At 36.6% G+C, this 12,610-nt stretch carries 12 protein-coding genes; 7 read left to right on the top strand and 5 right to left on the bottom strand.

Translation table 11 applies throughout. From position 1 onward, the window contains the following. Positions 1-384 precede the first annotated feature (384 nt). On the top strand, positions 385-594 hold the full coding sequence (locus G4Y78_RS04650; RefSeq protein ID WP_163831921.1) for a hypothetical protein: 210 nt from the start codon (positions 385-387) through the stop codon (positions 592-594). Between the two features lie 540 nt (positions 595-1,134). Next, complete coding sequence (locus G4Y78_RS04655) at positions 1,135-1,875, top strand: hypothetical protein (RefSeq protein ID WP_163831922.1); 741 nt, start codon at positions 1,135-1,137, stop codon at positions 1,873-1,875. Positions 1,876-1,891: 16 nt separating this feature from the next. Here G4Y78_RS04655 and G4Y78_RS04660 read toward each other — a convergent pair whose 3' ends face one another. Then, positions 1,892-2,605 (bottom strand): endonuclease, encoded by a 714-nt coding sequence (locus G4Y78_RS04660; RefSeq protein WP_163831923.1) that lies wholly within the window; start codon positions 2,603-2,605, stop codon positions 1,892-1,894. A 689-nt stretch (positions 2,606-3,294) separates the two neighbouring features. Between G4Y78_RS04660 and fdhA the strand changes: the two genes are divergently transcribed. Beyond that, a complete protein-coding gene (fdhA, locus tag G4Y78_RS04665) occupies positions 3,295-4,491 on the top strand; it encodes a formaldehyde dehydrogenase, glutathione-independent (protein ID WP_163831924.1) in 1,197 nt (398 codons plus the stop codon). A gap of 105 nt (positions 4,492-4,596) precedes the next feature. Here the strand turns inward: fdhA and G4Y78_RS04670 are convergent, their stop codons facing one another. Both G4Y78_RS04670 and G4Y78_RS04675 read right to left on the bottom strand, forming a co-directional pair. Continuing rightward, on the bottom strand, positions 4,597-5,673 hold the full coding sequence (locus G4Y78_RS04670) for a DUF3103 family protein (protein ID WP_163831925.1): 1,077 nt from the start codon (positions 5,671-5,673) through the stop codon (positions 4,597-4,599). A gap of 409 nt (positions 5,674-6,082) precedes the next feature. Continuing rightward, a complete protein-coding gene (locus tag G4Y78_RS04675) occupies positions 6,083-6,670 on the bottom strand; it encodes a DUF2459 domain-containing protein (protein ID WP_163831926.1) in 588 nt (195 codons plus the stop codon). Positions 6,671-6,977: 307 nt separating this feature from the next. Between G4Y78_RS04675 and G4Y78_RS04680 the strand changes: the two genes are divergently transcribed. From G4Y78_RS04680 to G4Y78_RS04690, 3 genes are all read left to right on the top strand, one after another. Then, the gene (locus G4Y78_RS04680) at positions 6,978-7,490 is read left to right on the top strand and encodes a hypothetical protein (RefSeq protein WP_163831927.1); all 513 of its coding nucleotides are present in this window, start codon (positions 6,978-6,980) and stop codon (positions 7,488-7,490) included. A gap of 147 nt (positions 7,491-7,637) precedes the next feature. Further along, positions 7,638-7,868, top strand: coding sequence for a DUF2789 domain-containing protein (locus tag G4Y78_RS04685; RefSeq protein WP_163831928.1), 231 nt, complete (start codon positions 7,638-7,640; stop codon positions 7,866-7,868). 89 nt (positions 7,869-7,957) lie between these two features. Further along, on the top strand, positions 7,958-8,374 hold the full coding sequence (locus G4Y78_RS04690; protein WP_163831929.1) for a hypothetical protein: 417 nt from the start codon (positions 7,958-7,960) through the stop codon (positions 8,372-8,374). A gap of 103 nt (positions 8,375-8,477) precedes the next feature. On the opposite strand, the gene G4Y78_RS04695 is transcribed toward G4Y78_RS04690, so the two are convergent. Then, positions 8,478-10,169, bottom strand: coding sequence for a S8 family peptidase (locus G4Y78_RS04695; RefSeq protein WP_163831930.1), 1,692 nt, complete (start codon positions 10,167-10,169; stop codon positions 8,478-8,480). 509 nt (positions 10,170-10,678) lie between these two features. On the opposite strand from G4Y78_RS04695, the gene G4Y78_RS04700 reads away from it, so the two are divergent. Next, the gene (locus G4Y78_RS04700) at positions 10,679-11,446 is read left to right on the top strand and encodes a substrate-binding periplasmic protein (RefSeq protein ID WP_163831931.1); all 768 of its coding nucleotides are present in this window, start codon (positions 10,679-10,681) and stop codon (positions 11,444-11,446) included. A gap of 71 nt (positions 11,447-11,517) precedes the next feature. Here G4Y78_RS04700 and G4Y78_RS04705 read toward each other — a convergent pair whose 3' ends face one another. After that, a complete protein-coding gene (locus tag G4Y78_RS04705) occupies positions 11,518-12,375 on the bottom strand; it encodes a hypothetical protein (RefSeq protein ID WP_163831932.1) in 858 nt (285 codons plus the stop codon). Positions 12,376-12,610: the final 235 nt, after the last annotated feature.

Consider the following 12,610-nt stretch of genomic DNA (forward strand, 5'->3'; position numbering starts at 1 on the left):
TTAGTCCATTTGTGGTTTTCATCCTATTACTAATTCCATTTAGTTATAATTGCTTTGTTTCGTTATTCAGAATATAGAAATAAACAAGTATCTTAAGCGTAATGTAACCATGTGTAAAGCTTCAATCTTAGTAAGTGAAGTGGTTCACTAATGGTTTTGTTGGGGAAAGTGGCGATGAAGATTCAATAACATTATTTTTGACCATTAGTTGAAGTAATAATAAATATGATCTATAGGAATACTATGTGACAGCTACATCACGCTGTCATGAAGATCATGATATTTACTAATATATTGTTTAATTTGGCAATGATTAAGGTTTTAAGTAAAGAGCACTCAATAGATGACGTTTGAGTGCTCTTAAGTTCAACTAGGAGTTTATAGATGAAAGCGAATGCTTCGGTCAGCGAAAAAGCAAAACAAAGAATAGAGATCGAAAAGCAAATTGAAGATTTTTTAAACGAGGGGGGAGAAATTACAGAAGTACCAGTGCCCAGTTATGAAGAGATCTTGGATACCATCCGCAACCGCTATCAGAATGCTTGGGGGCGAGATCAGCTGACTAACTATGATAAGAGTAATAATAGTTCCTAGCAACAAGTGTGGTTGTGGCGAAAATATACAAGACATATATTCTAACACTGGTTATCGATTCGCCTTAGGGAAGAGGCCAGTTGAGTGTGCGTTAATTTATTATGTTATGTCTTTCACTCTTTCTTTGTTTGAGTTAAAAAAACTAGCTTGAATTTCTTTGCAAGCTTAATTATGTCAATTCGTTTACTTAATTGGTGTGGCTTTTTTAGCGATAGTCTCCACATTAATTCCCCGTGTCGTCTGAGATAATTATCACAAGCTTCCTGAATGGAACCTAGGAAAACAACCATACCCAATACAAATGGTATTTAGGTGCGGCCATCGAGTGACAAGGCCCCATGAGCCTATAAATAATAGGTGATTGGGGTGAGGACAGTTAAATGCTCCTCAGCAATTGCTCCTGCATTGCTCTAATTGGTGGTATTCATACCACTATGCATAAACTGTATTCTCTACTTCCTTGGTGGTCAATGAAGATAACAAAACCTAGAAATCATTTGTGAAGGGTATAACCACACAATTGAGAGCAGTTAGTTTGTGATGAATAAGTTGTATAGCTCATCATTGGTTATTTTAGCTATTTTATTGAATACAGGTTGTGTCTCTCAAGATGATCAACCTTTTGCTAGCAGCCCAGAAAGAGCCGAACAGGCGTTATTAAAATGTGAAGCAAAAGCCCAAGCAAGCTATGAAGCGCAAGGCCCTGCAGCAGCTGAAGCCGTATGGCAAACTAAAGTGTGTGATACAGCAAAAAATATAGTTGAGCAAAACTGGCAGCAACAACGAGATATCAAACTAAATAGAAATCAGTTGCAGCAGGATGATATATTTGCCTCTATGCACTGGACGGAGTTTTTTTATAAACGTCAGCAATGTGGTTATCAGCAACAAGCCAATAAACGATTCTGTTCTGCTTATCCCCAGTGGCAGGATAAAATGCAAAATGCCTATCAGAAAGATTTGCTAGCCAGTGATTTTGATTTGCTTATCTCTCGGGTCGAAAAATTTTGTTCAACTAAACATTATAATGAGATTAGTTGTGCTATATGGCGTACAGCATTAGCCGATAAAAAGCAGTTAGCTTATAACCGTTATCTGACCGACCAGCAGCAGCTACAAGCCGACTTCTATTCTTGTAAGTCTCGTTTTAGTCAATTAAGACAAGTAGCTGCTAAACATAAAAATAAGCAAAAGCTGTTGAGTTTTCAGTTTTATTCATTGCCTTGCAGTTTGGTATTACAGGCTGCATCTAAAACACAACTGGCTTATACGTTTTACTAGGGCTTGCTAACAGGCCTTAATCTACAGGTGTTAACCCTGGTTGATAATTGGCAATTAGGGTTGCTTTTTCCCTTTCCCATTTGGTTATAGGGTCTTGTTTAGCCCACTTGATAAATATTGCTTGTTCTTGCTTTGAAAGGGTTATGTCATATTTTTTGGCCATATATAAATATACTCGAGCGATGTCTCCTCTAATGCTGGGCTTGGGCTCAACCAGGTTGTGTTGAAAATCAATTTCAATATCACATTGACCATAATTCCGGTATTCTCCCTCTACTGTTGCAAAGGAGTAGTTGGAACGATCGCCATTAATTTCTCCAACAGCTGGTTCTAAGTTATGTAGGTCTGCTTCCATTAAGCGGAATTGTTTACTGTGCTTTTGACAATATTTTCGTCCTCCTTGTTTCCAGCAATCTAACTGATGGCCAAAATAAGAAGCAGGCATTATATGTTCCCATTCTATTCGATTCGCTCGCTCTAGATTCTGTCTAGGTTGATAACCACAACTTTGATGATTTAACACTAATTTATTGCCGTCATAATTAAACTGGCAGCCGCAATAAAAGGTAGTTGTATTATTTCTGTAAATGTTTTTTAGGACCCTTTTAGCTTGATAAAAATTAGTTGGTGCAGTCAGAAAAGTTGGCTGGTTGGGCAGGTTTTCAATGGCCATTAATTGACTGGAAAAAATTGTCAACGTATAAGCAAGCATTATGTGTTGTTTAGTCACTAAGGTGGCTCCAATTGGTATACTTCGAGTTATGTGTTTTTGTATTTTAATCTTTCAAGCTCGAATATTTCATTGAATATCAGAGTCTATGGCAATTCTGGCTAAGTATAGACTGAAAACTATGACGTTAAATTGAAAATAAAGTCTATTTAATGAGGGCAGAAATTTTTAGATATAAATTATGAGGGGAATTATTCAAGCGCTGTGAGGTGTATATATAATTAGTTTGATAGTGTTTACTTTTTTTGAAGGTAGTAAATTTATTATAAGATGATTTTGAGTTACAGGTTTTTATATTAAATAAATGTAGGATTTGGATGGTATTTCAAGTGATATTAAAAACTAACATTTTTATATGCAGTAATGCTGATAGTTGTCGTCATCACAAGACCTAGCGGATCATATTAAGCAGTAGTTGATAAACAAGTGGAGTACAAACTGAATATTACAGCCCTTAATTGCACTAGGACAGCTAACAGTGTCTTGAATTGAAATAAGCTTGTCTCTTCCAGCTAAGCAGCTATTCGCTCTCTCGCGTTAGTTTGTATAAGTGCAAATCTATTTGTGTGTTAATGCTTACTAAAACAGATATAGCTTAAACTAATGGGCATACAAGAATGTCCCAACAAACTGAGGATATTGTAGCGTATTTTAGAATATTCTCAATTAATAAAAGCGAGAAAATAACTATGTGCTCAGCGTCAAATCGTGGTGTCGTTTACATGGGCCCAGGCCATGTTGAAGTTCAATCAATAGCATTTCCAGAGTTGGCTTTAGGCAAACGGAAGTGTTCCCATGGAGTCATTTTAAAAGTTGTTTCTACTAATATTTGTGGTAGTGACCAGCATATGGTCAGGGGAAGAACCACTGCACCTGAAGGTTTGGTTTTAGGTCATGAAATAACGGGTGAGATTATTGAGTGTGGCTCTGATGTCGAGTTTTTAAAAGTAGGTGATCTGGTATCAGTGCCGTTTAATATTGCTTGTGGCCGTTGCCGCAACTGTAAAGAAGGGCAAACCGGTATTTGTTTGCAGGTTAATCCTGCTCGTCCTGGTGCAGCTTACGGTTATGTTGATATGGGAGGTTGGGTAGGAGGGCAATCTGAATATGTGATGGTGCCTTATGCTGACTTTAACCTACTAAAATTCCCCGATCGTGATCAAGCCATGGATAAAATTCGCGATCTCACCCTGTTATCTGATATTTTTCCAACGGGCTTTCATGGTGCTGCGACAGCAGGTGTAGGGCCTGGCTCGACTGTATATATTGCAGGAGCAGGCCCTGTTGGTCTGGCTGCAGCGGTATCTGCACAATTATTAGGTGCTGCTTGTGTTATTGTGGGTGATATGAACGAATCACGACTTGAGCAGGCCCGCAGTTTTGGTTGTGAAACTGTTGATCTTCGTCAGGATGCGACGGTTCCTGAGTTGATTGAACAGGTATTAGGTGTACCTGAAGTTGATGCTGGTGTTGATTGTGTCGGTTTTGAAGCCCGCTGTCATGGTTGTAACCATCACCAGGAGCAGCCAGCAACTGTCTTAAATACCATGATGGAAATTACCCGTGCAGGCGGTGGTGTAGGTATTCCTGGCTTGTATGTGACAGGCGATCCAGGTGCAGTTGATGATGCGGCAAAAATGGGCCAACTTGGTGTTAGAATTGGCTTAGGATGGGCAAAATCTCATTACTTCTATACCGGACAGTGTCCAGTGATGAAATATCATCGACAGTTAATGCAGGCTATTTTATGGGATAAAGTAAAAATTGCAGATGCTGTTAATGTGCAGGTTATTTCTCTGGATGAGGCACCTAAAGGTTATGCTGATTTTGATGAGGGGGCGGCTAAGAAATACGTGATAGATCCTCATGGGGTAGTAGCGGCGTAATATAAGCAACTATTTTTAATCTTAAACCTAGTCAAAAAATTCCAGCCAGTTGGAGCTGGCTGGAATTAAGTTGTTAGTTATTATGCTTGAATAAAAGCGGAAGATTTAAAACGCTGTAAATTGTCTTGGTTGTAGACTAATAGTAGCGTTGCTGTTTGCGCCAATATAGCTGTTATAAGTGCGAGCAGTCTCAAGCACGTAAAATGAATCCACATAATCATCATCATTTTGGAACCAGCTGTCTTTCATTGCAGAAAGCACTCTTTGCCCTATGCCAATAAAGGGTTTTGCTTCAGGTATGCCCCCTAGCTCTAAACCTTTACCAACAATTTCAAGTAACAGTTTGGCCAGCTCTTTGTAGTTGTAGTCACTATCTTGTTCAAACAGTAAAATATCGGCTACTCCCCAACGGTATCTTTCCCAATATACCAACACCTGATTTGGGTGGTAATCTTTACCATCTTCATCTAAATAAGGCATGTCAACTATATCTATTTGTGGCTTATCACGCTCTGCTGAAACCCCTGTAACAATTGCGTAGATTTCTGCTTTGCCTAAAATCCATGGCTCTTGGTCAGAAGTTAAGTGGATTTTCTTCAAAATGCTGGTGTTTAAGGTTTCGCTGTTATCTGACTTACGGTTGCGTTGCATACCTTTTGGCAAAGCACCACCTAATCTTTCGTTTAATAGACTGATACCGGCTTTTTTAATCTTTTTATCATCTGTGCCAATAACCACTACAGGTTGATTGGGTTGATTATATACATCGAGATAAACTGTATTACCTTGTCGGTCAAATGCTTCAATTGCAGACCATTCAGACTCATCTCCATCAGGTACGTAGCTAATTAGGACTTCATTATCAGCATCCATATCAGTCATTTTTGGGGTGACTAGTCGAACTTGCATGACATTTTTAGCATAACCTTCCAAACCATATTTGGTGATGGCTGATTTATTAGCTCGATGAGATAATTTGTTAAGCTTGCTATTATCAGGAGCAGCCTTTACTACATCACTTAAGTCCAGCTTATAATTATTATCCGCGAGACTAAATGCTAACACTTCTGACTTGCTAGCCAATTCTAAGGCAATTTCTCTTCTGGTTTCTCCTGGGGTAAGTGCAGCTGCTATAGCGGGGGTTAAAGCTGTTAATAGTACGAAAGCTTTATTTATTTTCATAATTAGTTAAGTTTCCAATTGTTGTTATATTTTTTAAATCAAGAAATAGGATTATTTTTTGTGGAATTGCTTTTATATTTGTATGACCGTATGTATACGGCACATTAGGTTTAGCTAAAGGTTATTAGCAAACTTCTCCTATTGGTTGAGTGAGGCTAGCACCATTTTTTTATTTATACAACTGTTCGAATTAAACTTTACAGAAAGATTCTTAAGTGTTCTATTTTTTTAGTGTTGTTGGTAAGTAAACTCTTAGTGAATAATACTAAAGTTGTAATAATAAAAAGTAAAAAAAATGTCACATAAGGGATTTTATAAAAATAGTTGGAAAATATGATTGTTTAAAATAAATATTAATTTAGCGAACAGTCGATATTCGACTGGTTGTTTTTTTGCTTGTGTGTGGGCACTATAATGATTGGCGACAGCATTGATAATGTTTATTGGCCTCTTTTACTTGGTTAATGACATTAGTTGCGGTAAAGCTAAATCTACTACTAATTGGAACACCTGCACTTGATAGTTTTGTTGCTGTCCAGTTATTACAGTTATTTGTTAAATAGAATCGTTCATTACTACTAAAAAATTTACTAGTTCCATAAATTCCTATTTTGATAGGTACAATAGTACCATTCGAATTTTTTGTGAATGACTTAGCAATGGCTAAATTAAGCTGTTGATGAGCTAATTCTGATAATTTAATAGGAATAACCAGACTATTAGAAAAATATTTGTCAGGTTCGATAGGTAAACTAACAACATGTAGTACACTTTTGGTTGGCCAAAGTGCTGCGCGTAAAGCCATGCCACTGGTTACTTTGTTTGCCTGGTAAAAATCCTGATCACCCCAGCCAATTTCATAATATAGGCTATCACTAAAATAGTTTTGTAGAAACGCCAGTTCTGTACCTAGGTTGTTAGCAGCAATCACCAGCCCTGTATGCCATCCATGACTTACAATAAACGCAGTTCGTTCATTTTGAGGTAAATCGGGCAAATAACGCCAATATTGATAAGAATTGCAATTAGTGAGGAATAATACCAAAAAAGTTAAGGTAATAGTTTTTTGTAATATTACATGTTGTTTGAAGAAGAGGAGCATACTATATAATCTATGGATTGATTAAGGACGTTTTAAGGGTACCTCTAATAATTGTTTACCAGAAGGCCCTGAAAGGTAGTCCTGACGAGCACATGCACAGTGTTGGTTTGTTTAGAAAGGCAACCAGTCCTTCACTAGCTGCCTTGTGCAAGAACCCGTCAGGTTGCGCAGAGGCCATAAACAATTATTAGAGGTGCCCTTAATGAGTGTTAACGAATTACTGTCTCTAATTGCTGAATATCGATTAGTAATAGTTAGTTATTTTGTTAGCTTGCCAGTGGTTAGTTTTGTATTGCTACTCATATATAAGCGTACTACACAGCTAAATTGGATAGACTACTTATTGTCAGGTATAGTTTATCTAGCCTCTATCCCAGGCATTATTTCTTTTTCATTAATCTTTTATACACTATTTATTATTCGCGATAACTTACTTGAAGTGGATGCATTGGTTTACTTCCTTCCTGTCATTTCAATGGTATTGGTATTTATACAAGTTGCTAGAAAAACTGATTATGATCGTTTGCCTGGTTTTGGCAGGCTATCAGGACTGATGTTGTTGATGTTGTTAACTTGCCTCATGATTTTAGTATTACAAAGATTTCATTTTTTTATCGGCTTTTTTGCCTCAATAGAAAGCTTAGTTGTTATCGCTATTGTTATTTTTGCTTTGTTTAAATTTGCTAGTGCTAAGATTATGAACAAGCGTCATTAAACTCTAACCTGAGTAAGTCTATACTGGATTGTGTGGTGGAATATTCACTTGCTTTATATATCTCAAATCATAATCTGACACGTTGGTAGTCAGCTGTGCTGTCAACTATACTTTGAACAAAAGATAGTCACTTGAGAGGAGGTACTTATGGATACCTCGCTACACAATCTTGGCACTTTGTTTCAACAGCTTGGTTTGCCTGCAAGTAGTGATGCCATCGACCAGTTTTTGACTGCCCATTCCTTAAAGCCAGACGCACAACTGAGTGACGCTGATTTTTGGAGTGAATCGCAAGCAGCGTTTTTAAGAGCAGCTATAGAGGAAGACTCTGACTGGGCTGAAGTAGTAGATGAGTTGGATGCTCGGTTACGCCATTAACAGTCATAGATTAGATGACAATACTTTGTGTCATAGACAGGGTTGTTTTATCGGAAGCCTAATTTCAGACAAATACAAGGATGTTTCCAGTGAAACTCAGTGTAATTTTTGTTGGACTATTATTATCCACTCATTTATTTGCTGAAGATGACAGAGCTTTGAGAGCTTGTCAAAAGATTGGTATTTGCGTACCGAATGAGTTAAAGCAGGTTGCAATATCTAAGTGTAAAAATTTACTCTCGGAAATTAAGGGACAAATCCCTATTGAGCCAGAATGGGCAAAAGCCACTACTCGCAAGTATTCACGTTATATTGTTAATGGGGAAGTAAAAAGAGACTCATTCTTCTCTGTAGACCTATCTGCTACAGCAGAAGGTGGAGGGGAAATTAGCTTTATGTGTGTATTTGATAAAGAAGATAATTTTGTCAACATCGGCAAACCAGTTGTCAAAACAAAAGATAATATGGATCTATACCGTAAGGCTAGAGAAAAAATCAGGTCTTAATTTTTATCTCCTTAACTCAGAGGGGGTTATCGTAAAAAGGAGACAAGAACTGCGTTGCGATTCAGCCTCCCCCTTTGAAAAAGGGGGAGTAATCTGAGTTTTCTTACTTTAATACATTAAGTAGCGTATACGCATCAACGATCCCGCCGGATTTTGATAGGCTGGAAAATTTCACCAGTTTCTCAGGATCTTCTGGTGATTTCACATCTAAGCCTGGATAGTCTCTGGTAGTGTACATCAACAGTTGTTTTAGGTAATGACCGCTCATCCAAGGATATTGCGATAAGGCAAGTGCTGCAACACCGGAAACGACAGGGGCAGCCATACTGGTTCCACTGTAAGCGGCATACTGATTATCAGGGGTGGTAGACATAATTTTATGGCCAGGGGCAAACAGATCAACAGTGCGTTTACCAAAGTTACTGAAACTTGCCACCATGCCTTCACCTTTTTTATAGGAAGAAGCACCTACATCAAGCCAGTTTTGGTTACGATAGCCAGGGTAGTATTTAACAAATCGATTAGGGAAGTTATCACCCTCGTCATTATTCTGACTATCATTACCAGCTGCGTGAACTAGTAATACACCTTTTCTGGCGGCGTATAAAAAGGCATAATCAACAATATCTTTATTGGGTGAATAACTCTTACCAAAACTCATGTTGATAATGTCTGCTCCATTATCAACAGCATAACGTACGGCATTTGCAACGTCTTTATCTCGTTCATCGCCATTAGGTACGACACGTAATGCCATAATTCTTACATTTGAAGCAACACCTTTAATACCTATATCGTTATTTCGGTCTGCAGCAATAATACCCGCAACGTGAGTGCCATGGTTAGAATCTGGCCCAATAACATCATTATTTCCATAGTCAGATTCCCACAAATTATTAGGATCATCTTTAACAATGTCTGCACGTGGGTTAAAGTCAGTATTAAAATAATAGTTTACTTTGTTTGAATAGTATTCAACATAGTCGTTGATTTTTTCGTAATTGCCGAATCTGTCTAGAACTGATAGTAGGTAATCTTTTGCCTCAATGATATTATCATCAGTGCTTGATATATTTTCCAGTGATTCTTTAGAGAAGTCATCAATACCAAGTACTTCTGTAAGTAATTGTTTATATTCGGTCGTCTTTTCTTGGTATTCTTTTGATCTAACTAGAGACTCTTTTGCACTGTCAAATTCTTCGTGGTAGTCTTTGCTGACTTTCTCGAAGTATTTCTTTTGCTCTTCAGTTAACTCTTGGCCGGAAGCTTTCAAGTCTAAGTATTTTTTATACTCACGAGTAACTTCAAGGGTATCAAAGTTAACATGACTACCGTCTCTTCCGCCAATAAAGTTCCAACCGTAAATATCGTCTATAAAGCCATTACCATCGTCATCAATACCATTATCTGGTATTTCCCCAGTATTGTTCCAAATTTTTCCTTGTAGGTCTTCGTGGTGAACATCCACTCCAGAGTCAATTACGGCAACGACTACTGGCTTATAATTGCTATGGGGTGCCAGTTCATTGTACACTCTGTCTACACCAGAGCCTTCAATGCCATCGAGAACAGGACTCTTATTAAACCAATCTTTAATTTCTGCAGTATTTTCTAACATAATACTGCGTCTGAATCGTCTTGGCTTTTTCGCTGTTTCTGTTTGCTCAATAATATCTCCTTTGGCATTAGTTAAAGGAGGAAGTGGCTCAATGGCAGATTGAGCAAAGCTAGTTAAGCTGACGCTACTTAATAGTAGAGTTGATAAGGTTGAAGCTGCAATTTGTTTGACTTTCATTATTATTTTATTCCTTATATGGGTGCTTTAGTTGGTACGAAAGCCTGATAAATTTCTAGGTATTTATTTTGTATGGGTGGCTTCTGTATTTAATACGAAAATTTAATAATTAATATATTAGATTAAAGTATAAGGCTATTTTATTTTTAGATAAATTAACAAATATGTATAAACTACCTTGGTTTTAATATGCCGCTTAATTTGTTCTTAACTTTCTTTATCTTTTTTATGATGTTTGATTGTCTAGCAATTATCCTGATTAACTGATCATGTGAAGAAAAAACTACTACATTATTTAACTTAACACAACCAAACGAAATAGACTGATTAGTCATTTGTTGGTTTTTAGAACATTTGTCTTATTTTGTGTATGGGTCACTATTACTGTTAAAGAGCTGCTAAGCTTTTAATAAGTTTGTAAATATAACTTAAGTAAAGCCTTTTATAGAGTGAGCTGTTATAGGGGTAACCCTTTAAAGATTAAGGGCAAAGGGTACAGTTGGTACAAAATGAGATGCTTAGTTACTCTATTAATTTTTATAAGCACTTTTTCATTAGCAAAAAATGAAGATGAAAAAGTTATTAATATTGTTACGGGTGAATACCCGCCTTGGATTTCAAAAAGTATGAAGCATGGTGGTTTTGCTCAGCATATGACTTCAGAAATATATAAACGAGCTGGGTATCAAGTGAGTTATTTTTATTATCCCTGGGCGAGAACTGCTAAAGAAGCGCAAAGTGGAAAATATCATGCTAGCATGTTTTGGTACTACTCAAAACAACGAGAAAAAAATTTTTACCATAGTGATTCGTTGTTTACAGAAGATGTTGTTTTCTTTCATCTGAAAACAACTGATATTAAAAATTGGCTTTCTCTTAAAGATTTGAAAGAATATAGAATTGGTGCAACTAGGGGTTATACTTATACGCCAGAATTTTGGAAAGCATATGAGAATGGTAGCTTAAATATTATTGTTAATAGTTCTGATGAGATTAATTTTAAGATGCTACTTAAAAAGAGAATTGATTTATTTTTATCTGCAACTGTACCAGGCTATAGTTTGTTATTAAAAGAATTCTCTAAAGAACAAGTTGGAACTATTACCTTTTTTTCTCGTCCTTATTTTTCTAATACTAATCATTTGATTTTTCCTAAAAAAATAGCTGATTCACGAATGTTGTTGGAGGTTTTTAATAAAGGCCTGAAAGTTATAAAAAAAGAAGGGATGTATGAAAAATATTACGACTTGCTGTTGGAAGGGTATTATAAAAAATGATTTAATGTTTGTTCTATTTTTGTATGTTTTTAGGGAATAAAAGACAATATTCCCTAAAAATTATTTGCTCATTAATTGCCCCATAATTCCATATATTCACGACATTTCTCATTAGTATTTAAAAACCATAGTGGTAGTGTGATTGAACCATTAACACACTCGATTTCCATCGTTGTTTCTACGGTGATGGTTTCAGCACTGCCTTGATGTAAAACTTCTATCGTCCATTGTGTGGAAGCTGTGAAGAGTTGATTCCAATTTTTTGTATGGGCTAATGCTGAGCTAAATAAGTTATCTATACTTGGCAAAGTAGTGGCTGTAAACGGTAGGGACTGACTGGTGCTGGCCCCATCTTTAGGAGAAAATGCCTTGAGTGAATAATATATTGATGCATCAATATAGTTGCCGAAACGGTCTCGCATTTGGCAATCAGGCTCAGTAGAGCTGTTACAGACAACATTTGCTGTGCCATGATTATCGATTTCTATATTACCAATTTTATATATCGTTCTTGTTTTTTTTGCATAGGCTGGTAGTAAGGAAAACCCTAATTGGTGTGCTTCTGACTTTAATAATTGCATATCTTTTGCCTTCGCTAATGGAGAGAGTATGCCATTAATTTTCAGGTAACTTTGTCCAGTAAATAAACCGCTACTCCAGGTGTGTTTACTTATCGATAAACTTGGAGCGCCACCTCTTGCTTCAATTCCTCCATTCTTTGAGACAAACCATATGAGTGTGTTATCTAACGAATCTGTAAATAAATAAAACTTATCTTTTATCGCTTGGCTAAAGTTATTTGCAGCGTTTTGTTCGTCTGGAATCAATGGTTTTGCTGATAAATATGTTGATAACAGCACAGAAGCGCTAATAGCTGTAATATTAAGTAGCCTTATAAAAGAGAATTGTTTGCTAAGGTTTTGATTCATGAATATCCCTGTTGGTTTCTTAAACCAAGGCACTACAATATCTTTGGCTTTATTTGAAGTTTGTGTTGGTTGAGTTAATAAAAGATAACCTGAAACGTATAAGAGGAGAAGATTAGGGTAATGGCCATTGAGCGATTTTTCATCGCTGAAAAGATAAAGTTAAACTTAAATTAAGGGTTGTCAGAATAGTTGGTATTTATTAGATTTACATTGTTTTACACTAATCTGTTTATTG

Source organism: Spartinivicinus ruber (assembly GCF_011009015.1).
Classification (GTDB): Bacteria; Pseudomonadota; Gammaproteobacteria; order Pseudomonadales; family Zooshikellaceae; genus Spartinivicinus; species Spartinivicinus ruber.